Origin of the sequence: Acidovorax sp. KKS102 (assembly GCF_000302535.1) — a bacterium.
GTDB lineage: Bacteria > Pseudomonadota > Gammaproteobacteria > Burkholderiales > Burkholderiaceae_C > Acidovorax.
Window position 1 is genome coordinate 1117437 of the sequence record NC_018708.1, and the last position, 26435, is coordinate 1143871.

At 64.5% G+C, this 26435-nt stretch carries 21 protein-coding genes and 2 pseudogenes; 11 read left to right on the forward strand and 12 right to left on the reverse strand.

Annotated features, from left to right (window positions below):
- Positions 1-43: 43 nt before the first annotated feature.
- The 3 genes from C380_RS24255 to C380_RS05080 form a co-directional block, all read right to left on the reverse strand.
- A complete protein-coding gene (locus C380_RS24255) occupies positions 44-505 on the reverse strand; it encodes a (2Fe-2S)-binding protein (RefSeq protein WP_015012815.1) in 462 nt (153 codons plus the stop codon).
- A 20-nt stretch (positions 506-525) separates the two neighbouring features.
- Positions 526-2796 (reverse strand): xanthine dehydrogenase family protein molybdopterin-binding subunit, encoded by a 2271-nt coding sequence (locus C380_RS05075; protein WP_015012816.1) that lies wholly within the window; start codon positions 2794-2796, stop codon positions 526-528.
- Positions 2797-3041: 245 nt separating this feature from the next.
- Positions 3042-4235: an MFS transporter gene (locus C380_RS05080; protein ID WP_015012817.1), complete on the reverse strand. Its 1194-nt coding sequence runs from the start codon at positions 4233-4235 to the stop codon at positions 3042-3044.
- Positions 4236-4651: 416 nt separating this feature from the next.
- Here C380_RS05080 and urtA point away from each other — a divergent pair, with 416 nt between their 5' ends.
- The 5 genes from urtA to urtE all read left to right on the forward strand — a co-directional run bounded on the left by urtA (position 4652) and on the right by urtE (position 10476).
- On the forward strand, positions 4652-5914 hold the full coding sequence (urtA, locus tag C380_RS05085; protein ID WP_015012818.1) for an urea ABC transporter substrate-binding protein: 1263 nt from the start codon (positions 4652-4654) through the stop codon (positions 5912-5914).
- A gap of 180 nt (positions 5915-6094) precedes the next feature.
- On the forward strand, positions 6095-7675 hold the full coding sequence (gene urtB, locus C380_RS05090) for an urea ABC transporter permease subunit UrtB (protein WP_043565153.1): 1581 nt from the start codon (positions 6095-6097) through the stop codon (positions 7673-7675).
- A 20-nt stretch (positions 7676-7695) separates the two neighbouring features.
- Positions 7696-8835 carry an urea ABC transporter permease subunit UrtC gene (urtC, locus tag C380_RS05095; RefSeq protein WP_015012820.1) on the forward strand — a complete coding sequence of 380 codons (1140 nt, stop codon included), beginning with the start codon at positions 7696-7698 and terminating at the stop codon, positions 8833-8835.
- A complete protein-coding gene (gene urtD, locus C380_RS05100; protein WP_015012821.1) occupies positions 8832-9707 on the forward strand; it encodes an urea ABC transporter ATP-binding protein UrtD in 876 nt (291 codons plus the stop codon). Before urtC ends, urtD begins: the two co-directional genes overlap by 4 nt.
- 76 nt (positions 9708-9783) lie before the next feature.
- On the forward strand, positions 9784-10476 hold the full coding sequence (gene urtE, locus C380_RS05105) for an urea ABC transporter ATP-binding subunit UrtE (protein ID WP_015012822.1): 693 nt from the start codon (positions 9784-9786) through the stop codon (positions 10474-10476).
- A gap of 4 nt (positions 10477-10480) precedes the next feature.
- On the opposite strand, the gene C380_RS05110 is transcribed toward urtE, so the two are convergent.
- Positions 10481-11341 carry a phosphatase PAP2 family protein gene (locus C380_RS05110; protein WP_015012823.1) on the reverse strand — a complete coding sequence of 287 codons (861 nt, stop codon included), beginning with the start codon at positions 11339-11341 and terminating at the stop codon, positions 10481-10483.
- Positions 11342-11667: 326 nt separating this feature from the next.
- Here C380_RS05110 and C380_RS25770 point away from each other — a divergent pair.
- A pseudogene (locus C380_RS25770) lies at positions 11668-12039 on the forward strand (diacylglycerol kinase family protein); the annotation flags it as partial.
- Here C380_RS25770 and C380_RS25775 read toward each other — a convergent pair.
- A complete protein-coding gene (locus tag C380_RS25775) occupies positions 11988-12605 on the reverse strand; it encodes a hypothetical protein (RefSeq protein WP_369750495.1) in 618 nt (205 codons plus the stop codon). The pseudogene C380_RS25770 and the gene C380_RS25775 overlap by 52 nt on opposite strands.
- 194 nt (positions 12606-12799) lie before the next feature.
- Between C380_RS25775 and C380_RS05120 the strand changes: the two genes are divergently transcribed.
- Together C380_RS05120 and C380_RS05125 are read left to right on the forward strand one after the other, a co-directional pair.
- Entirely contained in the window at positions 12800-13588 is a 789-nt protein-coding gene (locus C380_RS05120) for a metallophosphoesterase (protein ID WP_043565155.1), read from the forward strand.
- A 310-nt stretch (positions 13589-13898) separates the two neighbouring features.
- Positions 13899-14981 carry an adenylate/guanylate cyclase domain-containing protein gene (locus C380_RS05125; RefSeq protein WP_015012826.1) on the forward strand — a complete coding sequence of 361 codons (1083 nt, stop codon included), beginning with the start codon at positions 13899-13901 and terminating at the stop codon, positions 14979-14981.
- Between the two features lie 28 nt (positions 14982-15009).
- Here the strand turns inward: C380_RS05125 and C380_RS05130 are convergent, their stop codons facing one another.
- The gene (locus C380_RS05130; protein WP_015012827.1) at positions 15010-15756 is read right to left on the reverse strand and encodes a haloacid dehalogenase type II; all 747 of its coding nucleotides are present in this window, start codon (positions 15754-15756) and stop codon (positions 15010-15012) included.
- A gap of 174 nt (positions 15757-15930) precedes the next feature.
- On the opposite strand from C380_RS05130, the gene alaC reads away from it, so the two are divergent.
- Positions 15931-17151: an alanine transaminase gene (gene alaC / locus C380_RS05135; protein WP_015012828.1), complete on the forward strand. Its 1221-nt coding sequence runs from the start codon at positions 15931-15933 to the stop codon at positions 17149-17151.
- A gap of 335 nt (positions 17152-17486) precedes the next feature.
- Here alaC and C380_RS05140 read toward each other — a convergent pair whose 3' ends face one another.
- Positions 17487-17819, reverse strand: coding sequence for a hypothetical protein (locus tag C380_RS05140; protein WP_148279916.1), 333 nt, complete (start codon positions 17817-17819; stop codon positions 17487-17489).
- Between the two features lie 686 nt (positions 17820-18505).
- On the opposite strand from C380_RS05140, the gene C380_RS05150 reads away from it, so the two are divergent.
- Positions 18506-19960, forward strand: a complete 1455-nt coding sequence (locus tag C380_RS05150) for a hypothetical protein (protein WP_015012831.1) — start codon at positions 18506-18508, stop codon at positions 19958-19960.
- A gap of 10 nt (positions 19961-19970) precedes the next feature.
- Positions 19971-21734 carry a hypothetical protein gene (locus tag C380_RS05155; protein ID WP_015012832.1) on the forward strand — a complete coding sequence of 588 codons (1764 nt, stop codon included), beginning with the start codon at positions 19971-19973 and terminating at the stop codon, positions 21732-21734.
- A gap of 40 nt (positions 21735-21774) precedes the next feature.
- On the opposite strand, the pseudogene C380_RS25485 reads toward C380_RS05155, so the two are convergent.
- The 5 genes and pseudogenes from C380_RS25485 to C380_RS05175 form a co-directional block, all read right to left on the reverse strand.
- Positions 21775-22013 (reverse strand): annotated as a pseudogene (locus tag C380_RS25485) (integrase); the annotation flags it as partial.
- A gap of 239 nt (positions 22014-22252) precedes the next feature.
- Positions 22253-23089 (reverse strand): urease accessory protein UreD, encoded by an 837-nt coding sequence (locus tag C380_RS05160; protein ID WP_015012833.1) that lies wholly within the window; start codon positions 23087-23089, stop codon positions 22253-22255.
- Positions 23090-23180: 91 nt separating this feature from the next.
- Entirely contained in the window at positions 23181-24566 is a 1386-nt protein-coding gene (locus C380_RS05165) for an FAD-binding oxidoreductase (RefSeq protein WP_015012834.1), read from the reverse strand.
- 101 nt (positions 24567-24667) lie between these two features.
- The gene (locus tag C380_RS05170; RefSeq protein ID WP_015012835.1) at positions 24668-25588 is read right to left on the reverse strand and encodes an ABC transporter permease; all 921 of its coding nucleotides are present in this window, start codon (positions 25586-25588) and stop codon (positions 24668-24670) included.
- Positions 25585-26427 carry an ABC transporter ATP-binding protein gene (locus C380_RS05175; protein WP_015012836.1) on the reverse strand — a complete coding sequence of 281 codons (843 nt, stop codon included), beginning with the start codon at positions 26425-26427 and terminating at the stop codon, positions 25585-25587. The genes C380_RS05170 and C380_RS05175 overlap by 4 nt, the downstream gene beginning before the upstream one ends.
- Positions 26428-26435: the final 8 nt, after the last annotated feature.

Sequence of the window (26435 nt, forward strand, 5' to 3'; positions counted from 1 at the left end):
GGCGTGGTCGAGCAGGTTCCGCTCGACCTGGGAGGGGGGGCTCTCAGCCCTGAGGCCCCCGCGCCGCCTGGTGGATCGCCGCCCGGATGCGCGGGTAGGTGCCGCAGCGGCAGGCATTGCCCGACATGGCGGCGTCGATGTCGGCATCGGTCGGCTGCGGGGTTTTCTTCAGCAGCGCGCAGGCCGACATCAGCTGCCCGCTCTGGCAGTAGCCGCATTGCGCCGCATCCACGGCCGTCCACGCCGTGCGCAGCGCGGTGGCTTCGGGGCCCTGCAGGCCCTCGATGGTGGTCACCTGGGCATTGCCCACGGCCGACAGGGGCGTGATGCATGCGCGCACCGGTTCGCCGTTCAGGTGCACCGTGCAGGCGCCACACAGCGCCATGCCGCAGCCAAACTTGGTGCCGTTCATCTGCAGCTCGCCGCGCAGCACCCACAGCAGGGGCGTGTCGGGTTCGGCATTGATGGCGACGGGTTGGCCGTTGAGATTCAGGGTCGTGGTCATGGGGGCTCCGGTGCGTCGGGTCAGCTGAGCTTGAGCGGCAGCGCGCGCAGGCGCTGGCCGGTCAGGGCAAACAATGCATTGGCCACGGCGGGGGCGATGGGCGGCACGCCGGGCTCACCCACGCCCTCGGGGGGCTCGGCGCTGGCGATGATGTGGGTCTCCACGCGGGGGCAGTCGGCCATGCGCAGCAGGGGGTAGTCGTGCAGGTTGCTCTGCTGCACCTGGCCGTCTTTGATGGTCACTTCGCCCCACAGCGCCGCCGTGAGGCCGTAGACCACAGCGCTTTCCATCTGCTGGGCAATGAGGTTGGGGTTGATGGCCGCGCCGCAGTCGATCACGCATACCACGCGGTGCACGCGGATCGCCTTGTCGGCACCCACCGACACCTCGGCCACCTGCGCGACGATGGAGCCAAACGACTGGTGCAGCGCTACGCCGCGCGCTCGTTGCACGCCCGACGCATCGGGCGGCAAGGGCTGCCCCCAGCCCGCCAGCTCGGCCGCCTTTTGCAGCACCTTCAGATGGCGCGGGTGTTTTTGCAACAGGGCCGTGCGGAAGGCCACCGGGTCCTTTTGGGCGGCGTGGGCCGCTTCGTCCACAAAACTCTCCTTGAAAAACGCCTGGTGCGAATGTCCGACCGAGCGCCAGAAGCCCACGGGCAGCGGCAGGTCGATGATCTCGTGGGCGATGCGTGCGTGGGGCCACTCGTAGGGCTGGTCGAACGCACCTTCGGACGCGGTCTTGTCAGGCCCGGCGCCTGGCAGGCCAAAGGTGCGGGACAGCACCTGCGGCACGATGGCCTGGCCGGCCGACACGTTGTGCCAGGCCACCAGCTGGCCCTGTGCGTCCAGCCCGGCCTTGAACCGCGCCACGCAGGCGGGGCGGTAGAAGTCGTGCTGCATGTCCTGCTCGCGGGACCACAGCGTCTGCACCGGCGCACCGCCCGCAGTCTTGGCAATGGCGGCGGCCTGGGCCACGTAGTCCACCTCCAGCCGCCGGCCAAAGCCGCCGCCCAGCAGCAGCTGGTGCACGGTCACCTTGTCTTCGTCGATGCCCAGGGCCTTGGCGGCCGCCATGCGCGCCAGGCCCGGCACCTGGGTGGATGTCCACACGCTGGCCGCGCCGTCCTTGAACTGCACGGTGCAGTTGATGGGCTCCATGGTGGCGTGGGCCAGGTAGGGCGCGCGGTAGTCGGCCGTGAGGGTGGTCGCTGCGCCTTGCAGGGCTTTGTCCACATCGCCCACGCTGTGGTAACCAAAACCCTGGGCCTGGTCCAGCGCCTGGGTCAGCTGCGTCATGACGGCGGCGCTCGACAGCGTGGCGGCGGGGCCGTGGTCCCACTGCACGGTGACTGCTGCTGCGGCCTTCTTGGCGTGCCAGGGCGTGTCGGCAATCACAGCCACGCCGCCGGTGCCGCCGTGGTACGGCGCGACGGCCAGCACCTGCTTCACCCCGGGCATCTTTTGCGCGGCTGCGCCATCGAACTGGGCCACCTTGCCGCCCCGCGTGGGGCACATCACCACGCTGGCGTGCAGCAGGCCGGGCGGGTGGGCATCGATGCCAAACACCGCACTGCCATCGAGCTTGGAGGGCGCCTCGATGCGGGTGAGCGGCTTGCCGATCAGCTTGAATTCCGCAGACGCCTTGAGGGGCACCTTGCCTGGAGGCGGCTGCTGCGCCGCCAGTGCGGCCAGCTCGCCAAACGTGGCGCGCCGGCCTGCCGCATGTTCCACCACGCCGGCGTTGGCCTTGCATTCGGCGGCCTGCACCTTCCACTGCACGGCGGCTGCATTGATGAGCATGGCGCGGGCGTGCGCACCGGCCTCGCGCATGGGGCGCCACAGGTCCTTGATGCTGCTGGAGCCGCCCGTCATCATCACGCCCACTTCGCGCATGGTTTTGGCCGTCAGCCAGCCTGCCACGGCCTTGATGGATCCGTCGTTGTCGGGGTGGAACGGCAGGCCGTCCACCACCGTGGCCAGGTTGTTGTAGATGTCGTCGATGGGCGCCATCTCCAGCCGCACCTGGGCCCAGTCGGCATCCAGCTCCTCGGCCAGGATGGCGGCCAGCCCGGTGTGCGCGCCCTGGCCCATTTCGGACTTGGCCATCATCACCGTCACCGTGTTGTCGGCCGCTACCTTGAGCCAGCCATTGAGTGCCACCTGGCCCGTGGCCGGGGGCAGGGGCTGCGCGGTGTGCAGCCGCTGGCGCGGGGGCACTACGCCCCAGCCGATGACCAGCGCGCCCGCTGTTGCGGCGCCGCCGAGGAGCACTGTGCGTCGTTTCACCATGGGTTGTCCTTGCCGTTGCGGAGGACCTGCGGGTGCGTCCAGCCGTTGGGCTGCCATCCTATCGCCGTGCGCGGGTGGACGCTGTACGCCCATGTCGGCTATGCGACGCAGCGCGGCAGGCGGATGGGGCTCAGGCCGATACGGGCGAAGGTGAAAAAAAGCCCTGCCGGGTACGCCGGGCAGGGCGGTGCGGTGCCTGTGGTCTGGGGCCGGTGGGGGCTGCGGGCCGCTGCAGGGCCGGGCCGTCAGACCGCCTTGCAGTCGGCGAGCACGGGCGCTTCGGGCGCTTGGGCAGCGGGCTGCCGGTCCAGCCAGGCGATGTACGCCGTGAGTGCCAGCGCACTCAGCGTGACAGCAGCCGCCACCAGCGGAATGGCCTGCAGCGACCATCCGGCCGTGATCACCGCGCCGCCCAGCCAGGCCCCGATGGCATTGCCCAGGTTGAAGGCACCGATGTTGAGCGTGGACGCCAGGCTGGGTGCATCGCCCGCCTGCGACACCACGCGCGCCTGCAGCGGCGTGCCCGCTGCGAACGACACCATGCCCCACACCACCACGGTGACGATGGCGGGCCACAGCCACGCGCTGGTGAACGAAAACGCCGCCAGCACCCCCGCCAGCACGGCGAAGATGCCCATCAGCGAGGGCAGCAGCTTCCAGTCCGCCAGGCGGCCGCCCAGCAGGTTGCCAATGGTCAGGCCCACGCCGCACAGCAGCAGCACGCCGCTCACGTTGTGGGGCGATACGCCCGTCACGTCGCGCAGGATGGGCGTGATGTAGGTGAACAGCGTGAACATGCTGGTGGAGGCCAGCACGCTGACCGCCAGCGCCAGCCACACCTGGCGGATGCGCAGCACGCGGAACTCGCCCAGCGCGCTGCCGCTGATCTGGTGGCGCAGGTGCGGCACCCAGCGCACCACGGCGGCCACGGCCAGCACCCCAATCACCACCACCGCCCAGAAGGTGGAGCGCCAGCCCAGGTGCTGGCCCAGCAGCGTGCCCAGGGGCACGCCCAGCACGTTGGCCAGCGTGAGCCCGGTGAACATCAGCGCCATGGCCTGGGCGCGTTTGTGCGGCTCCACCACGCTGGCCGCCACCACGGCACCAATGCCAAAAAACGCCGCGTGGCAGAACGAGGTGACCACACGCGCCACCATCAGCCACGCATAACTGGGCGCCAACGCGCAGCCCACATTGCCAATGATGAACAGCACCATCAGCCAGGTCAGCGTGGTCTTGCGCGGCCAGCGCGCGGTGGCCACTGCCAGCAGCGGCCCACCCACGGCCACGCCCAGGGCGTAGGCCGACACCAGCATGCCGGCGGCGGGGATGGAGACGGACAGGTCACCCGCCACTTCGGGCAGCAGCCCCAGGATCACGAATTCGGTGGTGCCAATGCCAAAAGCGGCAATGGCCAGGGCCAGCAAAGGGAGGTTCATGGAGTGCAGCGGGGCAGAAGGGCGGCAACCGGGCCCATGGAGGCATGGCGCGCGAAGATTAGGGAAAACCCGCAGATTCTACGGAGGCTCCACAACCTTCGCTGGTCAAGGTTTTTGGATGAAATAGGCCGATTGCGCTAGTGATACATGCGCTAAAAGCTATTTTTTTGATAGTGAATGCAGCGCCGTCTCCGGTTGACCTGTTGCACTTACCGCGGGCCGTGAGATGCCGCGCAACGGCCCCGTGGGGAGCAGCCCCGCAGCGGTGCGTGTACGCCACCCGGCGTATTTCGCCAACGGGCCCCGCTCTCCAGAATCCATTCCATCGCCCGATCGAATGCGGCTCCACACCGGGGCCCGCCGGGCGAAGCGGTTTGATTGATTCCCTGATTGAAACCACCACCGGAGAAGCACACATGCAACGTCGTTATTCCCTCAAGGCCCTCGCGGCCGCCGCTACGCTCGCTGGCCTGTCTGCGCTGCCAGCCCATGCCCAGGACACGATCAAGGTCGGCATCCTGCACAGCCTGTCGGGCACCATGGCCATCTCTGAGACCGTGCTGAAAGACACCGTGCTCATGGCGATCGACGAGATCAATGCCAAGGGCGGCGTGCTGGGCAAGAAGCTCGAACCCGTGGTGGTGGACCCTGCCTCCAACTGGCCGCTGTTTGCCGAAAAGACCAAGCAGCTGCTGGGCCAGGACAAGGTCTCGGTCATCTTCGGCTGCTGGACCTCGGTGTCGCGCAAGTCGGTGCTGCCTGTGGTCGAGGAAATGAACGGCCTGCTGTTCTATCCCGTGCAGTATGAAGGCGAGGAACTGTCCAAGAACGTGTTCTACACCGGCGCCGCGCCCAACCAGCAGGCCATCCCTGCGGTGGACTACCTGATGAGCAAGGACGGCGGCGGTGCCAAGCGCTGGGTGCTGCTGGGCACCGACTACGTGTACCCCCGCACCACCAACAAGATCCTGCGCGCCTACCTCAAGAGCAAGGGCGTGAAGGATTCGGACATCGATGAAAAGTACACCCCCTTCGGCCACTCTGACTACCAGACCATCGTGGCTGACATCAAGAAGTTCAGCCAGGGCGGCAAGACGGCCGTGGTCTCCACCATCAATGGCGACTCCAACGTGCCCTTCTACAAGGAACTGGGCAACGCCGGCCTGAAGGCCAAGGATGTGCCTGTGGTGGCCTTCTCGGTGGGTGAAGAAGAACTGCGCGGCGTGGACACCAAGCCGCTGGTGGGCCACCTGGCCGCCTGGAACTACTTCCAGTCCATCAAGAGCCCTGAGAACACCGCCTTCATCAAGAAGTGGAGCGACTACGCCAAGGCCAAGGGCATTGCCGGCCACAAGGACAAGCCGCTCACCAACGACCCGATGGAAGCCACCTACATCGGCATCAACATGTGGAAGCAAGCGGTTGAAAAGGCCAAGAGCACCGATGTGGACAAGGTGATCGCCGCCATGGCCGGCCAGACCTTCAAGGCACCAAGCGGCATCGTGAGCAAGATGGACGAGAAGAACCACCACCTGCACAAGAGCGTGTTCATCGGCGAAATCAAGGCCGACGGCCAGTTCAACGTGGTGTGGAAGACCCCCGGCCCCGTGAAGGCCAAGCCATGGTCGCCCTACATCGAAGGCAATGACAAGAAGAAGGACGAGCCTGAAAAGAAGTGACACCCCCCTGAGGCGCTAGCGCGCCTTCACCCCCTCTCTCACGCTGCGCGTGGGAGGGGGACGCCCCCAGCGCACGCAAGCGAAGCGCCGCATGCGCGGCTAGGCGGCCCTTGCGCGGGGACGCTGGCATGGGCCCTGCCCTCTGCATGGGCCTTTGCATATTGACCGACTGGCCCCTCCATGAATTTCTCTTTCATACCTCGCCTCTTTGTCTGCCTCTTGCTTTACGCAACTGCGCAGGCACATGCACTCACCGCCGAGCAGGCCCTGGCCATGGCCGCTGGCGACACCGACGACCGCGTGGCCGCCGTGCAGCAGGCCGTGGTCGACCCCAGCGAGCGCACCGCTGCTTTCCTTCAGGCACTGGCCGATGATGCGGTGAAGGTGGCCGGTGGCAAGGCCCTGATCGTGCGGGACGACAAGGGCATCGACCCCGTCAGCGGCGCCGAGGTGCCGCTGCCTGCCGATGCCGAAGACATCATCAACAACAACCGCATGCGCGGCGAGATCGACACGGCCCTGGCGGGCCTGGCGCTTTTTGGCAAGGACGAAGCCCAGCGCATGGCAGCCGCCAAGGCACTGACCAAAGAGCCTGACGGAGGTCGCCTGCCGCTGCTCGATAAAGCCCTGGCGCAGGAAACCAGCGACAAGATCAAGGCCCAACTGCAGCTGGCGCGCGCTGCCACCTTGCTGGGCAGTGACGACGCATCGCAACGCATCGCTGCCGCGCAGGCCCTGTCGGCCAGCGCCACGCCCGACACGCGCCTGCTGCTGAACGAGCGCGTGGCGGTGGAGGAAGACGCCAAGGTCAAGGCTGCCCTGCAGGCCGCGCTGCGCACGCTGGACGACCAACTGGCCTGGGGCGAGCGCCTGGGCGCTGCGTTTTCGGGCATCAGCCTGGGCTCCATCCTGCTGCTGGTGGCCTTGGGCCTGGCCATCACCTACGGCCTCATGGGCGTGATCAACATGGCCCATGGCGAGCTGATGATGATCGGCGCCTACGCCACCTACGTGGTGCAGGGCGTGTTTCAGAAGTTCTTTCCAGGCGCGTTCGATTGGTACCTGGTGGCTGCGGTGCCGCTGGCCTTTCTCACCTCGGCCCTCGTGGGCGCTGTGCTGGAGCGTGGCGTGCTGCGCTTTCTGTACGGCCGCCCGCTGGAGACACTGCTGGCCACCTGGGGCATCAGCCTGGTGCTGATGCAGCTGGTGCGCAGCCTGTTTGGCGCGCAGAACGTAGGCGTGGAAAACCCCGCGTGGATGAGCGGTGGCGTGCAGGTGCTCTCCAACCTCACGCTGCCCTACAACCGCCTCGTCATCATCGGCTTTGCCATCGCCGTGCTGCTGGGCATGGGCTATCTGATCGGCCGCACGCGCCTGGGCCTGTTTGTGCGTGGTGTGACGCAGAACCGCCCCATTGCCTCGTGCATGGGCGTGAACACCGCGCGCATCGACACCATGGCCTTTGCGCTGGGCTCGGGCATTGCGGGCCTGGCGGGTTGCGCGCTGAGCCAGGTGGGCAACGTGGGGCCGGACCTGGGGCAGAGCTACATCGTCGATGCCTTCATGGTGGTGGTGCTGGGCGGCGTGGGCCAGCTGGCGGGCACGGTGTATGCCGCGCTGGGCCTGGGTATCCTGAACAAATTCCTCGAAGGCTGGGCGGGCGCGGTGCTGGCCAAGATTGCGGTGCTGGTGTTCATCATCATCTTCATCCAGAAGCGGCCCCAGGGCATCTTCGCGGTCAAAGGGCGTACGGCCGACTGAAGCACCAGAGACGACTGATCATGACTACGCCAACCTCTCCCAACATCCAACTGCCCGCACCGGCGCCGCTGCTCACGCGCGGTGGCTGGTCGGCCTTTATCGTGGCGCTCATCGTGGTGTGCGCCGTCGCCCCCGTGCTCAACCTGTGGGTGCCCGCAGGCAGCGTGTTCCACCTCAGCGACTACGCCGTAGCGCTGCTTGGCAAGATCATGTGCTACGCCATCTGTGCGCTGGCCATGGACCTGATCTGGGGCTACACCGGCATCCTGAGCCTGGGCCACGGCCTGTTCTTTGCGCTGGGCGGCTACGTGATGGGCATGTACCTCATGCGCCAGATCGGCCGGGACGGCAACTACAAGAGCGACCTGCCCGACTTCATGGTGTTCCTGGACTGGAAGGAACTGCCCTGGCACTGGGCGCTGTCTGACAGCTTCATCGCCACGCTGGTCCTCATCGTGGCCGTGCCGGGCGTGATCGCGTTTGTGTTCGGCTACTTCGCCTTCCGCTCGCGCATCAAGGGCGTGTACTTCTCTATCATCACCCAGGCCATGACGTATGCGGCCATGCTGCTGTTCTTCCGCAACGAAACGGGCTTTGGCGGCAACAACGGGTTCACCGACTTCAAGCGCATCCTGGGCACACCCATTGCCACGCAGAACATGCGCATGACGCTGTTTGTGCTGACGGGCATCACGCTGCTGGGCTTCTTTTTGCTGGCCCGCTGGCTGGTGCGCAGCAAGTTCGGCCGCGTGCTGCAGGCCGTGCGCGATGCCGAAAGCCGCGTCATGTTCTCGGGCTACTCGCCGCTGCCTTACAAGCTCACCATCTGGACCATCAGCGCCATGATGTGCGGCGTGGCGGGTGCGCTGTATGTGCCCCAGGTCGGCATCATCAACCCGGGCGAGATGAGTGCCGCCAACTCCATCGAGATCGCCGTGTGGGCGGCCGTGGGCGGGCGCGCCACACTGATTGGGCCCATCGTGGGCGCGTTCATCGTCAACGGTGCCAAGAGCTGGCTCACGGTGACGGCGCCGGAGTTCTGGCTGTACTTTCTGGGCGCGCTGTTCATTGCGGTCACGCTGTTCCTGCCCGACGGTGTGGTGGGGCTGGTCAAGAAGCTCAAAGCAAAAATGACAACGACGAAGGGAGCTGCGCAATGACGCCCGATCTGATGGAAGAAGGCGCGCGGCGGCTACAGAAGACGCTGGCGCCCGCTGTACTGGGCCAGACTGAGTCGGGCGGCCGCGCGGCAGGCTTCTCACGCGTGGCGGTGCCGGGCGAGGTGGATGTGACCCATGGCCGCATCCTGTACCTGGAAGACGTGCACGTGAGCTTTGACGGCTTCAAGGCCATCAACGGCCTGAGCCTGGACATCGCCCCGGGCGAGCTGCGCTGCATCATCGGCCCCAATGGCGCAGGCAAGACGACGATGATGGACATCATCACCGGCAAGACGCGGCCCGACAAAGGTACGGTGTTCTTCGGCTCCACGATTGACCTGCTGCGCCACAACGAGCCCGAGATTGCCAGCCTGGGAATCGGCCGCAAGTTCCAGAAGCCCACGGTGTTCGAGCAGCTCAGCGTGTTCGAGAACCTGGAGCTGGCGCTCAAGACCCACAAGGGCGTCAAGTCCAGCATGTTCTTCCGGCTCGACTCCGCGCAGTCGGACCGACTGGCCGAGATCCTGCACACCATTCACCTGGCCGACAGCGTCACACGCCAGTCGGGCAACCTGAGCCACGGGCAAAAGCAGTGGCTGGAGATTGGCATGCTGCTGATGCAGGACCCCAAGCTGCTGCTGCTGGACGAACCGGTGGCGGGCATGACGGACGAAGAAACAGCGCGCACGGCCGAGCTGTTCCTCACGCTCAAGGGCAAGCACTCGCTCATGGTGGTGGAGCACGACATGGGCTTCATCCGCACCATTTCTGAAAAAGTGACGGTGCTGTGCGATGGCTCGGTGCTGGCCGAAGGCACGCTCGACCAGGTGCAGGCCGACGAGCGCGTGATCGAGGTGTACCTCGGCCGGTGAGGTAAATCACTATCAAAAATATAGCTGCCAGCGAATATTGAACTAGCGCTAGCGGCCCAAAACACTTCAAGTCACCATGCTCACCGTCCAGAACATCAACCAGTACTACGGCGGCTCCCACATCCTGCGTGACGTGAGCCTCACCGCCACCCCGGGCAAAGTCACCGTGCTGCTTGGCCGCAATGGCGTGGGCAAGACCACGTTGCTCAAAAGCCTCATGGGCCTGGTGCCCATCAAGAGTGGCTCCATCCAGTTCGATGGCAAGCCCATCGACAAGGCCACGCCCTACGACCGGGCGCGCGCCGGCATCGGCTTTGTGCCCCAAGGCCGCGAAATCTTCGGCCGCCTCACCGTGGAAGAAAACCTGCGCATGGGCCTGGCCTACAAAAGCGGCTCCACGCCCGTGCCGCCGCACCTGTACGAACTGTTCCCCGTGCTCAAGCAAATGCTCAAGCGCCGGGGCGGTGACCTGTCGGGCGGACAACAGCAGCAGCTGGCCATTGCGCGTGCGCTGGCCCCCGGCCCGCGTTTGCTGATCCTGGATGAGCCCACCGAAGGCATCCAGCCCAGCATCATCAAGGACATCGGCCGCGTGATCCGCATGCTGGCCGAAAAAGGCGAGATGGCCATCCTGCTGTGCGAGCAGTACTACGACTTTGCGCAGGAACTGGCCGATGAGTACCTGGTGATGGAGCGCGGCGAAGTCATCGCCCGCGGGCCGGGATCGGAGATGGAAGCCAAGGGCATTCGCAACCTCGTGGCGATCTGAAGGCTCAGAGGCGTTGCGCTGCAGCGGTGGCAAGGGGCGGACTGCGCCAGCGCGACACGCTCTCCATGATCAGCACCGTGCACACCATCCAGGTGCCACCCAGTAGCCAGCCCGCCAGCACATCGCTGGCGTAGTGCACGTGCAGCACCACGCGGCTCCAGCCGGTGGTGAAGATCAGCGCACCGGCCAGCATCACCGCAGGCAGGTGCCATGCACGGGGTAGCAGCCGCGTGGCCAGGTAGGCGAGCATGGCGTAGGCCACCATCGATGCGCTGCTGTGCCCGCTGGGAAAGCTGTAGCCACTGGCCTCTGCAATACCGTGCGTGTGCTCGGGCCGCACGCGCTCGAACATATTCTTCAGCACCTTGGTCAGCGTGCCGTTGCCCGCCATGGCCACCAGCCAGCCGGTGGCCAGCAGGCGGTGCCGGCGCAGCCATAGCGCGGTAGCCACACCCAGCGCCACGGTGGTCAGCACCCAGGTGTCGCCCAGGTGGGTGAGGGTGGCAAACCACTGCAGTACGGCGGCCGATGCCTGCGCTTGCAGGCTGGCGGCCAGTGCGTCGTCCAGTGCGCCCCAGTACCCTTGGGCGCTCCCGCTTTCGGCCAGCTCTGCCAGGGTAGCACCCGCCAGCACCAGCGTGCAGGCCGAGGCCGCCATGGCCGCCACCAATACCCAGCGGGCCTGGGGCGGAAACACGCGGCCCAGCGGCGCGCCCACATGCTGCCGCAGGCTGCGCAAGCCCGTCAAAGCAGCGCTGCCCAGCAGGGCAAACGCGACTGCGCCAGCCATCCACCAGCCCAGGGGGTGCTGCGCCAGCAGGGCGCCCACGTCGGTGGCTGCCAGGGCGCTGGAGGTCGTTGTCATGGAGATCGCGGGTCCTTTCTCTTTTGGGGCACCCGCAACGTGCAGGGGCTCAGTGACAGAAGCCGGGGTTGTAGTGAAGTTCCCAGCATCCCGCCGTGTGGTGGGTGTATTGGGGCCTGCGAACCTGCCCACAGCGCGGTTGTCGGCGTTGGCTGACAGGCCCATGGCGTTGCTACCGGCTGCGCCGCGCTTGATGGTTTGCCACCATGGAGTGCCCTGCAGTCCGTACGGGCTTGCCGGTGGTGGGGTGGCCTGTGGGTCTGCCCGGCCGCTGCGATTTGTTTTGCGCGCTGTGGGGTTGCTCTTGTTTGTTGCAGAGTTTTTGCATGACACCTTCGGAACACACCCTTCCCCCCCAGCCCCGTGGCCCCATCCATCTGGTGGTGCCCCGGCGGCCCGGTGCCGACCTGGACCTGCTGCGCGCCAAGCTGGAGGGCGTGCCCGCCTTGCAGACGCACGATGTGGTATGGCATGTGCCCGACCGCCGTGCAGACATCGTGCAGCTGGCCGAGCGTGCTGCCCAGGCCGCGCAGGATGACGGCGGGCTGTTGGTGGCCGCCGGGGGCGACGGCACCATCAACGCCGTGGCGTCGGCCGCGCTGCGCGCCGGGGTACCGCTGGGGGTGGTGCCCATGGGCACCTTCAACTATTTCAGCCGCGAGCACGGTCTAGCGCTGGACCCGGAAACCGCAGTGCAGGACCTGCTGCACGCCCTGCATGCGGGCGACCTGCGGCCGGTGCAGGTGGGGTTTGTGAACCGCCGCATGTTTGTGGTCAACGCCAGCGTGGGCCTGTACCCCAAGATGCTGGCCGACCGCGAAATGGCATCGCGCCGGTTTGGCCGCAAGCGCTGGGTGGCCGTGGCGGCGGCGGTGTGGAGCCTGTTCCGCCCCGCGTCGGGCCGCCGCTGGCGCGTGGTGATGAAGACGCACCAGGGCGCCGAGGCGCAGCAGGAAGAGCACCTGGTCACCACCCTGTTTGTGGGCAACAACCCCTTGCAGCTGGACCGCATGGGCCTGCCGCAGGCGCAGAAGGTGGCCGATGGTGGGCACCTGGCCGTGGTCATGCTCAAGCCGCAAGGGCGCTGGGCCATCGCCCGCACGGTGTGGAATGCGGCCACCGGCCAGCTCGACAAGGACAACGCGGTGGTCAGCATGGCTTGTTCCGAGCTGTCCGTCGCACCCGCCAGCTGGCGCCCACCGCAGGTCAAGGTCGCGTTTGACGGCGAGCGGGAATGGATGGCGCCACCCTTGCATTTCCTCATCAGTGCGCGGCCGCTGTGGCTGGTGGCGCCGAGTCAACTTGCGCGTGACGGTGCATCGCATACCCCACCGCCTGAAGAAGCCACTGCTTTCGTCCCTGCCGACACGCCCGCGCCGGGCGCCACCCCCGCACCCGGCCTGCTGCCTGCTTGATGGAGTGACCCTTGCTCACACCCACCCCGCGCCACCCCCTGCCATGACGGTTCTGATGCACCTGTCCGACCTGCACTTCGGTGCGCACGACCCGGTGGTGTGCGCCGCAGTGCAGCGGCTGGCGCAACGCTTGGGCGTGGCGATGGTGGTGGTGTCGGGCGACCTCACGCAGCGCGCCACGGCCGAGCAGTTTGAGCAGGCCGCGCGGTTTGTGCAGGGCCTGCATGCGCGCAGCAGTCTGGTGCTGGCGGGCAACCACGACCTGCCCTTGTTCGCGTGGTGGATGCGCTGGGGCCGTTCGTACGAGCGGTTTTCGGAACAGTTTGGCCTAGACCAGGAGCCCGTGCGGCAGATGGGAGCGTTCTACGTGGTGGGCGTGAACACCACACGCGCCTGGCGGCACGAGCGCGGCAGCCTGTCGTCCGCCCAGATCGAGCATGTGGCGCTGCTGCTGGCGCGGGCGCCCCCTGGCGCATGGCGGATCGTGGCCAGCCACCACCCCTTGGTGGCCCGCGATGCCGAGGACCGCGACCACCGCCCCCACCGCGCAGACGAAGCCGTTGAGCGCTGGCGTATTGCCGGCGCGCAAATGCTGCTGTCCGGCCACGTGCACCAGCCGCGCCTGCTGCAGCCCTTGCCCGGGCTGTGGGCCAGCAGTGCAGGCACGGCGGTGTCGCACCGCCTGCGGCATGGCAGCCCCAACAGCCTGGTGGTGCTTAGCACCGAGGCATCGGGCGCCGCACTGGACGGTCAGGCAAGGGTGGCGGCCCGGTGGGACTATGACGGTGCCGTGGGCGAGTTTGTGTGTGTGGACCGGGTGAGCGCTGGTTAAAGGTGGGAAATCCGCCGATTGCTACACAAGTAATAGCTATCAGCGCATGTGGTTCTAGCGCTTGAAGTCAAAAACACTCCAAATCACCCTCTGACAGTGCTGGAACGCTGCTCGCGTCCTCCGCACATCGGTTTTTTGATGGTGAGGAGTTGCCATGGCGCTCACTGTTGCTGCTTTGCCCGGGGTGTTTTCACCGGTTGACCAGCCGTGGGGCGGCGCCTATTCTGGGTGGCGAAGGGCAGGCATTGCCTCTTGAACAGGTTCTTACCCCCACCCACAAAAGCCCGGCCGCTCCACGCCCCAGACCTCCATGCACAAAGAATTCCACCACGACGCCGTGCGCCGCCTGCAGGCGCTGATCGAACGCGAAACCGGCAAGCCGCTGGGCGAGGCGGCCCAGGCCGAGATGGCAGACATCCTGCACGGCATGGAGAACCCTGAAGGTGCTGCCGCCAACGGCCTGGAGGTGGCGCCGCGCGAGGTGACCATCCTGCTGGCCGACCTGCGCGGATTCACGGCGCTGTCGGGCTCGCAGCCTGCGTCCGTAGTTATTGCGGCGCTCAACCGCTGCCTGGCACGTCTGTCGGAGGTGGTGTTCAAGTACCAGGGCACCATCGATAAGTTCATGGGCGACTCGATCATGGTGCTGTTTGGCGCGCCGGTGGCCCGCGAGGACGATGTGGACCGCGCGCTGCTGTGTGCGGTAGAGATGCAGATCGCCATGCGCGAGCTGAACCTTGCCCACCTGACCGAGCGCCTGCCTGAGGTGTTTCTGGGCATCGGCGTGAACACAGGCACCGTGATGGCCGGGCGCTTTGGGTCGGATGTGTATTCCGAATACACGGTGATTGGCGAGGCGGTGAACCTGGCCTCCCGCATCGAGGCGCTGAGCCTGCGCGGCCAGGTGCTCATCAGCGATTCCACCTACCAGCGCTGCTGGGGGCTGGTGTCGGCGTCTGCGCCCATGCAGGTGTTTGTCAAGGGGCGCACGCAGCCCGTCAGCCTGCGTGAGCTGATCGCCATCCCGTCGCACAAGCTCAAGGTACCCCGCCAGGAGTTCCGTCGCAGCCACCGTGTGGACGCGCGCCTGCCCTGCCTGTGCCAGCGCATGCAGGACAAGATCGTGGTGCCCCACATCGTGCACGGGGCCATCCGCGACATTGGCTACCACGGCCTGCTGGTCGAGCTGATCGAGCCACTGGAACCCCATAGCGAGATCAAGCTGGAGTTCGAGCTGCCGCTGGTGGACTACCGCGTGGCCGATGTGTATGCCCGCGTCGTCACCCTCAAGCAAGAGGGCGACGAATGGGTGGCCGGGCTGGAGTTCACATCCATCAGCGCCGAGTGCCGCGCCAAGGTACAGATGTTTGTGCAGCTGCTGGTGGCGCACTGACGCGCGCGCACACCGCACCGCTGGCCGTTCAGCATCCCAGCAGGCTGGCCAGATCGGTCAGGTCCTTGGCGTGCAAGTCATTGCCCGGCTGCGGCGACACATCCTTGGGCTGTGCCACGCCAAACTCGTGTGGCCGTTCGATGTACGCCGTGCGCAGGCCACAGCCCCGCGCAGCGGCCAGGTCGTCGTGGTGCGCCGCCACCAGCGCCACCTGCTGTGGTGGCAAGTCAAACACCCGCGCCACGCCCTGGTAGGTGTCGGGATGCGGCTTGTAGGCCTTGAACACCTCGGCGCTCAGCACACAGTCCCAGGGCAACCCGGCGCGCTTGGCCATGTTGGTCAGCAGGCCGATGTTGCCGTTCGATAGCGTGGTGATGGTGTAGCGCTGCTTGAGCCGCGTCAGCCCCTGCACGCTGTCGGGCCAGGCATGGAGCCTGTGCCACGCGCGGTTGAGGTGGTGGCGCTCGGCATCGCCCAGGTGTGCCAGCCCAAAGCGCGGCAGGATCTCGTCCAGGATCTGCCGGTGCAAGGCATCGATCAGCGTCCAGCCCTGTTCGCCGCGCATCACCCGCGCCATGGCAGGCTGGTAGCCCGCGCGCCAGGCCAGCGCGAACGCATCGGCATCCACCTGGGGGTAGAGCGCACGCACCTCGCGCGCAATGCTGCCGTGCCAGTCCACCACGGTGCCAAAGATGTCGAAGGCCAGCACTTGCACCTGGGCAAAAGGGTGGTCGGCAGGCAGGGCAGTGGGGTTGGTGGGTGGGGTGGTGTTCATGCGTCGATCGTAGAGGGGGCGGCGATCCCTCGTTCTGATTGCGGCATTGCCGCCACACCGCGCACAAAGGGCTGGAGCGCTGCCTGCAGCTTGCGCTACATTGGCTGCGGGCTGGCCTTTCTGCTGGCCACGTCGCTCGGACGGTTCCGGGCGCTTACGTGAAAGTCACACCGCATGTCTGCATCGCAGGGCAAGCGCCGTTTTGCGCGCATCGATCGCCTCCCTCCCTACGTCTTCAACATCACGGCCGAACTTAAGTTGGCCGCCCGCCGCCGGGGCGAAGACATCATCGACATGAGCATGGGCAACCCCGACGGGGCCACACCACCGCACATCGTCGCCAAACTCACCGAAGTGGCCCAGCGGCCGGACACCCATGGCTACAGCGCCAGCAAAGGCATCCCGCGCCTGCGCCGCGCCATCAGCCACTGGTACAAAGACCGCTACGCGGTGGACATCAACCCCGACACCGAGGCCATCGTCACCATCGGCTCCAAGGAGGGCCTGGCCCATCTGATGCTGGCCACGCTGGACCGGGGCGACACCGTGCTGGTGCCCGACCCGAGCTACCCCATCCACATCTACGGTGCGGTGATTGCCGGTGCCGACATCCGAAGCGTGCCCGTGGCGCCCGATGTGGACTTTTTTGCCGAGCTGGAAAAGGCCATTCGCGGCAGCTACCCCAAGCCCAAGATGATGATCTTCGGCTTCCCCAGTAACCCCACCGCGCAGTGCGTGGAACTGAGCTTCTTCGAGCGCGTGATCGCCCTGGCCAAGAAGCACGACATCCTGGTGGTGCACGACCTGGCCTACGCCGACATCGTGTACGACGGCTACCGCGCCCCTAGCATCATGGAAGTGCCCGGCGCCAAGGACGTGGCGGTGGAGTTCTTCACACTCAGCAAAAGCTACAACATGGCCGGCTGGCGCGTGGGCTTCATGGTGGGCAACCCCGACCTGGTGGCCGCGCTGGCCCGCATCAAGAGCTACCACGACTACGGCACCTTCACGCCGCTGCAAGTGGCGGCGATTGCCGCACTGGAGAGCGACCAGCAGTGCGTGAAAGACATCGCCGCCCAGTACCAGCGCCGCCGCGACGTGCTCTACAAGGGCCTCACCGAAGCGGGCTGGGCGGTGGACTGCCCCAAGGCCAGCATGTACATCTGGGCTCGCATCCCCGAGCCCTACCGCGCGCTGGGTTCGCTGGAGTTCGCGCGGCAGCTGCTGGACAAGGCCAAGGTGTGCGTGTCGCCGGGCATTGGGTTTGGCGACCAGGGGGATGAGTACGTGCGCTTTGCACTGATCGAGAACGAGGCGCGGATTCGGCAGGCGGTGCGGGGGATTCGGGGGATGTTTAAGGCGGATGGGTTGGTGAAGGTTCTGCCTGCAGTGTGAGTCCGGGTTGGGGGCGGGCCGTGGCGGGGCGGTGAGGGCTGCATTGCAGCGGTTGCTGGCGATCGCCCGCGCGAGCCCAGTTCACCCTTGCAGACATCAAGCAGTCGCTCGGCGTCGGGCAATGCCGGCAATTTACACAGCCCTGCGTAAGCGTCCAGACAAGTCATTTTGATCCACTGACCTGTTACTAGGATGCTCGTATCTACCAACGACTTGATGGGTGCGTGCGCACTATGGATCAATCGATGCCAGACTACCGGCGGCGAGCTCACAGCGCGGAGTTCAAGGCGCAGGCTGTGTAAGCCTCGCAGCGGCCGGGCTTCTCAATGTGGCAGCTAGCGATCAACTCGATAGACATCGGGCGAACCTTGGGCCATATGGAATCGCTCGTGCTTCATCTCACGGTAGGCCGTGCTTAGCTTCGCGAACTCATCCATCTTGTCGTTGACGTAGTCCGGCACTTTGATCTCAACGCGGTTGGGGAAAACGACCTCACCATCGTCGGCCAATAGCGCATTCATCAGCTTCAGATCTCGGAAGCTCAGAAGCTCCGCCGACGTAGTCTCCAGAAGAGCGCGATTCGACCGGCTGCACTCGCCAAAAACCTGGCAATCGGCGAGAGCTACTTCAAGATTTCGCATCATCTTTTCCTGGCTGGTTGAGACCATGTCTCGGATAGAAATGTTATCTATGAATCGGCCGCGTTCGAGGTGGTTCCATAGATGCCTAGATGAGTGCTCTCATATAGCTCAAGCACGACGATAACCATGAGGACGTCGAGGTAAGCCTCGCGATCAGGGGTCGTCAGTAGTCGTTTCATGTTCATGATCGTAGTCGGCCGGCCATCACATTTTGACGACTGCAGTTGGTCGTGCCCAGGCTGTCCAGACCTCAAGCGCTCGAACCGCCCGGCGCGGACCCGCATGCCGGGTGGTGTGGCAGGGGCGGCTGCGATGATCGCAGCCACCGTATTCCGATCTACACAGCTCAGCTGCTGCGGCAAGTGTTTTTGAACTGCATCGGCCCATCGTTGCGCGAACAAGTTGCCATGAAATGCGAAGTTAGCCTGCAATAATCATCTGCTACCAAATCACCAAATCACAAAATCACCGCCTCAGGAATGCCCTGAAATGATCTTTCTCGAGATCTTTCAATAACGGAGTTCACACCTCTTGAACATCCAAGATCGTGCACGCGCTTGCATCTAACAGGCAATCTGGGGAAATCATGAGGCTCTAGTGAAGGCAGGAGCACCTGTTATGACTCAACGATTGGTTGGCAGTTCATCACACAGGATGCACCCCGCACCAAAAATGATTTTTCTACCGTAGTCAAACAGAATCAGGATGAATCGATGAACGCTCCGATCGAACCCATGACAGACCAAATGGCGCTGCAAGAAGCGTTGGCACAACCAGATCTCGCCTCGCTTCAGGCCTTTCTGAGCAAGCAGATGGCTGTACAAAAGGTCCAAGCATTGATCAGGGGAGATGGCCTGAATGCTGTTTCGGAACGAATACTTAACTTTGCTCGATTGGATCGTTCTCTGGAGTTGCTCGCTGCTGCCGCCTTGGCACGGATCGCTGCAGTTGCTGGCACGCGGGAATCCTATGTGACCGATTTGATTCCGGAACTGTTCTCCGTTCGTCCGGGATCGATCGAGGAGCTTTCAAAGGGCGACGACAAAGCCTATGCAGCTGCGGCTGTTGCCCTCTCAAAATCTGAATGGCAAGAAGACTACTGCATCGAAGAGGCATTGACCATCGATACAGCCGAGGAGGCCCGCAAAGTACTTTTGGCATCTGCACTGGAGACCTCAGCAAGCCTCTCCCGATTCCTCAGACTGCTCGAAGTTAACAGTCCGATGCTCTACGAATTTCCAACCTACGATTCACGGATGAAAAGAGTCAGGCGCATCTTTTCTGCCGTGTCAGAGGTGCTTATCAGGTGGCAGGGCACGTTAGGCCACGAACCAGGCACCGCCCTTGGCGATTGCTTGGCAGCTTACTTACGCGGCGACGCAGAGTCGGCAGAGGCGGCCGTGGTGACTGATGTCATCGACTCAGGCCTGACCATTCTTGGACGCATGATCCAGCGCCGGTTCTCGTGCGCTTTCGATGCCAACTCCTACGCCATCGTTGAACGCGCTCAACAGGCTGTTCGAATCGGATGGCACGAGTTTCTATCCCGCTCATCTGCAATCCGAGAACTTCGAAGCGATTTGCTTGAAGCTGCCTTGGTGCTGGCCCGCCAAAACCGCACAGACAGTCGAATCATGGAGGTGATCGTCCTGGCATTTGGCTCCCGAGCCCAGGCGGCCTTAGCAATCGGAAGGCATTTCTCTGGGGCTCAAGACGCCGATCCTGACGTTCGCGCCTGGTGGGTCGCCGCGGGGGTTGTCGAGCGCAGTCAACGGACCACCGAGCACACCTTCGGCAACAACGAAGACCAGCAAATCGGATCTCTTCTGATTGAGATGGAGAGCATCAAAGAGCCGATGGAAAAGCTCAGCCGCGCTGTCGTTCCCCTGCTTGAGATCTCCGATCCTGTCCTCGCCTCAACGATGAGAAATGCGGCCGCTGGATACGCTGAAATCGCGCAGACAACTCGCCGACTCGCAAGGATGCGCAAGTTGAGCAAAACCGATCTCAAGGGCGAGCGCATGGAATACAACCCGCTTGAGCATGAAATGATCGGTGGCCATCAGCCAGGCGTTCGCTCAGTGCGCGTCGAACGAGATGGCATACGCAAAGAGTTCGGGGGCAAAGTGAAAACGCTTGTTAAGCCTTGGGTCAAACCTGAAGAATGAGGGAGCTAACGTGGAAGATATTGAAGCCAAATTTTTGATCGCCAACTTGCTTGGACGCATCGTCAAGGACGCGAACGGCACCATGAGTTTGCCAGGCGTCCTGACTGCATCCGAATACACTGCACTGACAATCGCACTTGCGAGATTGAGCAGTACAGCGCCGGCGATTCAGCCAACGCCCGTTGATGCTTCGGTGCCGACACCAGCCCCCCCTGCCTCGGTGGTTCCGCCAGTCAATAGTGTCGAGCCTCCAAGCATTCCCCCAGTTGCGCCACCTGTTGCAGTCCCTGTCGAACAGCCAGTTTCGCCTCCTTTGCCAGCACGGGTGAAGATCAATTCATCTGTGCTCTCGCTTCCGCAGGTCGAGAACATGCGCCTGTGCCTGGACTTTGGAACAGCCATGTCTAAGGCAACGCTGGTCCACGACGATGAGCCAGAGCACATCGTCGTTCTTGAACTCGGTAAACCAGGAGACCAGGAGCAACTCAGCCCAGTTATGCTGATCTCCTCGGTGTACATCGACAATGAGGGGCTCATCTGGTTCGGCAAGAGCGCGGTTGATCGGTCTCAGATCGAGGGTAATGACGGCTCCCGCCAGCGGTTGGACAACATTAAGCGTCGGCTTTCGGAGGACGGGTACAACGAACGGGTAAGCACGCCCACGTTCGCGCCCGAAGGGGTCAAAGTGACCTACGGCGAGATGATCATTGCCTACCTCATGTTCCTGACCTGGGCAACCAATCGCTCACTAGAATCTCTCGGTTACGCAAGAAATATCCGAAGGCGCTTTGCCATGCCCTGCTTCCCAGGTGAAAAGTCCCGCGATGTCTCCCACACGTTGCGCAAAACTCTCGGCGAGGCTCAGATTCTTGCCGATACCTTCTCTGACTCGATGATGAATGGCATACCCGTGGGCGCGTTCGTCGAGGCAGTCAAAGAAGTCAAGGCTGCGAAATTCGAATTCCCCTTCATGGGTGAAGACATCACGGAACCTCTTGGAGTCGCGGGCGCCCTCATGAGTTGGCGCAATCGCGTTGACATGCTTGTGATGGTGGTCGACGTAGGTGCAGGCACAAGCGACTTCAGTCTCTACAGGGTGGTTGTTGACCCGCAAAGATCTGAAAACACTGCCATGGAGATTTCCTCGAGCGCACGCGGCATCACCGAAGCAGGCAACTATCTTGACCGTGTCCTCATCGAGTTCATCCTTAAGAAAGCTGGTATCACCTCCAGTGACCATGACGCTGTGCTGGCCAGAGGGAAGTTGGAACTCAACATACGCGACTACAAGGAAACTATTTTCAACGAAGGTTTCGTTTTCATTGCGATGTCGAACAACCTCGACGTAGAGATCGAACTGGACGAATTCCTTGGCCTCGAAGCCGTGAAGTTGTTTGGAAAATCTCTCAAAGATGCAATGGAAAACATCCTGGAGACTGTCGATGAAAGCGTTGTTGATTGGGTCCTTGCAAACCCAGGTCGCTATCTGACAATCGCGCTCACCGGCGGTGGTGCAACACTGCCCATGGTCAAAGATCTGGCGAGAGAGCCTCTTACCATTCGCGGCCGAAAGGTTCGAGTTCAAGCTGCCTTACCGTTTCCGACATGGCTCCAAGAAGAGTACTCCGAACTGGAGGATGACTTTGCCCGCATTGCCGTGTCCCTGGGCGGCGCGCGCAAACGCCTAGTGAATCGAGGAGCAGGCGCAACAATCATTGGTGGCGACTTGCAACAGCCGCCCAAACTGGGCGGTTACTACCTGAGGGGGAACTAACAGTTCAAAACCGCCCTCACCAGTGCTGGTAATTACTCCCAGCGTGGTCAGAGGGTCGGTCACGATGACAGACATCTCGAACCTTGTGCGCTAGTAGGTCACATCCGCGCAGCTTGCTGTCGATTCCCAAATTAATAAGTGCGAGCTCGCGCACCCGATTTTCTATCTGCAGACACACACGCAGTGCCCAGATGCTTTGGGCTTGAATGGCACTTTCTGACCAACGGTCTTGCCTTTGTTCCATGGCTCACGATGAACAACGCCTGGAAGGGATTGCATGGTGATCTCCCATTCAGCGGAAAGACACGCAACGTGCACCTTCTCGATTCAGTTGTCCACTCGCAACCACACTGACAGTGTCAGATTTCGCGGTGGAGAAGGACGCATGGCGATATTCGTCATCGTCTGCTTGGGATAACAGCAGTCACTCAATGAGTGCGACCTGACCGTCCGCAACCAGCCTGAAGCGGACGCCCATTCGCACGCTTGCGGTCTGGCGGCCCCCCGCGTTCGCTGCCTCACATCGCCCAGATCCGGGGTGCTTCCCCATCCAGAGACCACATCGCCCGACGCCAAACCACCCGCACCGCCTTGAGCAGCTTCATCGCCGGCTCCACCTGCGGTGCCAGCACGCGCACCACCACCATGCGGTCGTTGGGGCTGGTGGCGCCTGCGGTGGCTTGGACCTGGGGGTGCTGATCCATCATTGCCCGGGCCGCGTCCAGGGCCGCGTCGCGGCGCGTGCGGTCGAGGGGCGTGCCTGCGGCAAAGAACATGCTGGCCATGCAGCGGTGGCCCGCTAACCCCAAAGGGCTGCTCAGCAGCCGGTCATCGGCGGCGTCGATCACGCCGCGCTCCAGCCACAGGCCGGGCACTTCCAGGTGCTGGGTGAAGCGGCCTTGCTCGAACGGCTGGCCCGCGTGGGGCAGGCCCAGCGCGGTCACGTCCCAGGCGATGCATTCGGAGCCGGGAGCCAGGTTCAGCGTGAGGTGGTTTTCGGCGTGGCAGGCGCTGTAGCACAGGGCTTCGAGTGGCAGCCATTCCAGGCGCGCGCCTTCGGCCAGGGTGAGGTGGCTGCGCTGTAGCGCCAGCGGGCCGGTGGAGCGGTAAAAGCGCGTGGCGCCGGGCGTGGTGACCAGGCCGTGGGCGCCGGGGCCCACGGTGGTGGTGATGTCCAGCGTGTCGCCGCCCACCAGGCCGCCTGGCGGGTGCACCAGCACGTTGTGGCAGATGGCGTCGCCCTCGGGGTACAGGCTTTGCAGGATGCGCAGCGGCCCGTTGTGCTCATAGCGGGCGACGGTGCGGGCGTTGTGTTCTGCCGTGTAGTCGAGCTGAAGGCGGGCGTGCCAGGGCATGGGGTGATGGTCTGCTACGAAATGAGTAGCTGATTATGCCCTGCAGGCAAGCGGTAGAGGCCTGCGGGTGGGTGCACGCCACCCGTTTTCTCTACGCTGTTTGGCGTACGGGTGTCTGCACGGGGGCTGTGGGTTCGGCCGTGTACCAGCTGCGCAGCTTGCCCGGGTTGAGCAGGCCCTGGGGGTCAAAGCGGCGCTTCATGCCCACCACGGCCGGGTCCAGGTGGTTCTGCTTGCCGTCTTCCACGATGTACACGTGCGGGTTGTTGATCTGCACGCCGTGGTCGCGGTAGATCTGCATGATCTGGTTCAGGCGCTCCTCAGTGGTGTAGCGGATGATCTGCAGGCCGCTGCAGTTGAAGGCGCCTTCCTTGGTGCGCAAGAACTCCAGGTGCATCATTACCTCGCCCTTCAGCGCGGCCTCCAGCGCCTTCACCTGTTTCAGGCGGTGCATGGGGTTAAAGCCGCTCTGGATGTAGGTCAGGCCCTTGTCCACCTTGAGGGCGTGCAGGGTGGTGTGGTTCCAGGTGTATTCGAGCAGCGTCTTGTGGCTGCTGGCCACTTCATCGGCCGTCTTGCGGTAGGTGACCTGGCCGCCGTGCTGGGCCACCATGTCGCGCATGCCGGCTTCGGAGTGCGGTGCCACCAGCAGCAGCACGGCGTGCTGGTCGGCGGGCAGGTGCTCTGCCAGGCTGGTGAAGTACTGCGGGATGGGGGCAGCCACAAAACACACCTCTTTTTTCTCCAGCCCGGGGGCGCTGCCAAAGCGGTCAGCAAACTCCAGCGCGGCGTCAAACTGCTCGAAGGTGGCGATGCACTCGGTCCACTCCACAGCGGGGGTCAGGGCCACTTCCAGCTCCAGCACGATGCCGTTGGTGCCGTAGGTGTGGTGCAGCAGCATGGCCTCGGGGCCACGCAGTTCGATGACTTGGGGCTCGGGCTCTACCGTCATCGCACGCACGGCCAGTACATTGCCGGGCGCGGCCAGCGGGCCGTGGTTGATGGAGCCCGCACCGCCAAAGCCGCCGCCAAACAGCCCGCCCAGCGTGGCGCTGCGGTAGGTGCTGGGAAGCCAGCGCAGTTCTTGCCCGTGGGGCTTGGCCTGCGCATCAAATTCCGCCAGCCGGATGCCCGACTGCGCGCGGCCTACGCCGCCACGCACCCAGCCAAAGGCGTTGTAGCCCGACAGGTCCAGGATCACGCCGCCATGCAGCGGTGTGCTTTGGCCGTAGTTGCCGGTGCCGCTGCCGCGTACGGTGAGGGGAATGCCAGCACTGGCGCAGGCCGCTACCACCTGGCGGATTTCTGCTTCGGTGCGCGGGCGCACGGCGATGTCGCCGCGCTTGCCTGCCAGGTCTCGCTTGAGCACGGGGCTGAACCAGGCAAAGTCCTGTGAGAGGCGGCCCACGCGCAGCGGGTCGGCAATCCAGTCCAGGTCGGGCAGCAGGTCGGGCAGTTGTTGGGCGGTGGTGGTCATGTCGGTATCTCCTTGGCAGCTGGTGGCCGTTTTAGGCAAAAGGAAGCCCGTGCCGCGCGCCAGTGGCTGCGCGCGGTGTGTTGGCGATGGGGGTGAAAGGTCTAGTCGTGCGACGTTTCGCTGGCGTGCCAGCCGCCCAGGGCGACACGGGTGAGCCATGCCATCAACACAAACAGCGCGACGCCGGTGAGCGAGATCAGCAGCAGCGCAGCAAACATGCGCGGGATGTTGAGCTGAAAGCCGGCCTGCAGGATCTGGTACGCCAGCCCTGCACCCTGGCCCCCGGTGCCCGCCACAAACTCCGCCACCACGGCGCCGATGAGCGCGAGGCCGCTGGAGATGCGCAGCCCGCCAAAGAAGTAGGGCAGGGCGCTGGGGATGCGCAGGCGCAGCAGGGTCTGCAGCCGCGTGGCGCGGTTGAGCTGGAAGTAGCTTTGCAGATCCGGCTCCACACTGCGCAGGCCCAGCGTGGTGTTGCTGATGATGGGGAACAGGGCCACCAGAGCGGCGCAGATCACCATCGATGCCGTCGGGTCCTTCACCCAGATGATGATGAGCGGCGCTACGGCCACGATGGGCGTGACCTGCAGCAGCACGGCGTAGGGGAATAGCGCCGTCTCGATGCGCTTGCTCTGAACGAACAGGAACGAGATCAGCACCCCCGCCACCGTGGCCACCACAAAGGCCAGCACCGTGATCTTGACGGTGACCCACAACGAGCCGCCGAGGGCCGCCCAGTCGGTGAACAGCGTCTTCATCATTAGGATGGGCGAGGGCACCAGGTAGGGCGGCAGCTCCATGGCCGTGACCAGGCCCTGCCACAGCGCGATCAGCACCAGGCCGACCAGCACGGGGTAGACCACGCGCTGCACGCGGGGCTGGGCCATGAGCGGCGGGCGTTTGGGCGTGGTCTTGGTGCCAGGTATGGCAGCGACTGGTGCAGGCGCCGAGCGCGAGGCGGCTGCGGGGTGCGCGGTGACCACGGGCGACGCGATGGGTGCGGAAGGGAAAGGGGTGCTCATACCACGGTCTCCTCGGTGTCCACGCTGGCGCGCAGCAGGCTGTCTTGCAGCAGCTTGGCGTAGCGGCTGAATTCGGGCGACACCATGAAGTCGGCCGTGCGGGGGTAGGGGGCGTCGATGCGGAACTCTTCGACCACACGGCCGGGGCGCGCGGCCATCATGACCACGCGGCTGGAGAGGAACACTGCCTCGTGGATCGAGTGCGTCACAAAGATCACGGTGAGCTTCTTCTTGCGCCACAAGTCGAGCAGGTCGGCGTCGAGCTTGTGGCGCGTGATTTCGTCCAGCGCGCCAAAGGGCTCGTCCATCAGCAGCAGGTCGGGCTGGGTGACCAGGCCGCGCGCAATCGATACGCGCATCTGCATGCCGCCCGACAGCGCGCGGGGCAGGGCCTTGGCAAACTTGGACAAGCCCACCAGCGCCAGCGCTTCGGTCACACGCGCATCGGCCTCGGCACGCGGCACGCCCGCCAGGTCCAGCGGCAGGCGCACGTTGGTCTGCACACTGGCCCAGGGCATGAGCGTGGGCGACTGGAAAACAAACGCCATCTTCTTGCCGTTTTCGTCCAGCTGCGCCACGGGCTTGCGCCACAGGTGCAGGCGGCCGTCGGTGGGCTCCAGCAGCCCCGCCACCATTTTCAGCAGCGTGCTCTTGCCGCAGCCCGAGGGGCCGAGCAGGGTGACGAATTCGCCCTCCTCAATGGTCAGGTCCACCGGCAGCAGGGCCTGCGTGCCGTTGGGGTAGGTTTTTTCGGCGGAAAGCACCTCCACGGCGGGCGTGGTATGGGACAGCGGTGCCTGGGCGTGTGCCAGCGGCGGAGATTCAGCGGGGGATGTCATGGTCGCCT

What these genes read in the sequence shown, in the direction of transcription:
- C380_RS05175 (WP_015012836.1), bottom strand. Translation starts at nt 26,427, where the DNA reads ATGACATCCCCCGCTGAATCTCCGCCGCTGGCACACGCCCAGGCACCG.
- C380_RS05160 (WP_015012833.1), bottom strand. Translation starts at nt 23,089, where the DNA reads ATGCCCTGGCACGCCCGCCTTCAGCTCGACTACACGGCAGAACACAAC.
- urtB (WP_043565153.1), top strand. Translation starts at nt 6,095, where the DNA reads ATGAATTTCTCTTTCATACCTCGCCTCTTTGTCTGCCTCTTGCTTTAC.
- C380_RS05130 (WP_015012827.1), bottom strand. Translation starts at nt 15,756, where the DNA reads ATGAACACCACCCCACCCACCAACCCCACTGCCCTGCCTGCCGACCAC.
- C380_RS05110 (WP_015012823.1), bottom strand. Translation starts at nt 11,341, where the DNA reads ATGACAACGACCTCCAGCGCCCTGGCAGCCACCGACGTGGGCGCCCTG.
- C380_RS05150 (WP_015012831.1), top strand. Translation starts at nt 18,506, where the DNA reads ATGAACGCTCCGATCGAACCCATGACAGACCAAATGGCGCTGCAAGAA.
- C380_RS05125 (WP_015012826.1), top strand. Translation starts at nt 13,899, where the DNA reads ATGCACAAAGAATTCCACCACGACGCCGTGCGCCGCCTGCAGGCGCTG.
- C380_RS05080 (WP_015012817.1), bottom strand. Translation starts at nt 4,235, where the DNA reads ATGAACCTCCCTTTGCTGGCCCTGGCCATTGCCGCTTTTGGCATTGGC.
- urtA (WP_015012818.1), top strand. Translation starts at nt 4,652, where the DNA reads ATGCAACGTCGTTATTCCCTCAAGGCCCTCGCGGCCGCCGCTACGCTC.
- urtD (WP_015012821.1), top strand. Translation starts at nt 8,832, where the DNA reads ATGACGCCCGATCTGATGGAAGAAGGCGCGCGGCGGCTACAGAAGACG.
- C380_RS05120 (WP_043565155.1), top strand. Translation starts at nt 12,800, where the DNA reads ATGACGGTTCTGATGCACCTGTCCGACCTGCACTTCGGTGCGCACGAC.
- C380_RS05075 (WP_015012816.1), bottom strand. Translation starts at nt 2,796, where the DNA reads ATGGTGAAACGACGCACAGTGCTCCTCGGCGGCGCCGCAACAGCGGGC.
- C380_RS25775 (WP_369750495.1), bottom strand. Translation starts at nt 12,605, where the DNA reads ATGAGGAAATGCAAGGGTGGCGCCATCCATTCCCGCTCGCCGTCAAAC.
- urtC (WP_015012820.1), top strand. Translation starts at nt 7,696, where the DNA reads ATGACTACGCCAACCTCTCCCAACATCCAACTGCCCGCACCGGCGCCG.
- alaC (WP_015012828.1), top strand. Translation starts at nt 15,931, where the DNA reads ATGTCTGCATCGCAGGGCAAGCGCCGTTTTGCGCGCATCGATCGCCTC.
- C380_RS05140 (WP_148279916.1), bottom strand. Translation starts at nt 17,819, where the DNA reads ATGGTCTCAACCAGCCAGGAAAAGATGATGCGAAATCTTGAAGTAGCT.
- C380_RS24255 (WP_015012815.1), bottom strand. Translation starts at nt 505, where the DNA reads ATGACCACGACCCTGAATCTCAACGGCCAACCCGTCGCCATCAATGCC.
- C380_RS05165 (WP_015012834.1), bottom strand. Translation starts at nt 24,566, where the DNA reads ATGACCACCACCGCCCAACAACTGCCCGACCTGCTGCCCGACCTGGAC.
- urtE (WP_015012822.1), top strand. Translation starts at nt 9,784, where the DNA reads ATGCTCACCGTCCAGAACATCAACCAGTACTACGGCGGCTCCCACATC.
- C380_RS05170 (WP_015012835.1), bottom strand. Translation starts at nt 25,588, where the DNA reads ATGAGCACCCCTTTCCCTTCCGCACCCATCGCGTCGCCCGTGGTCACC.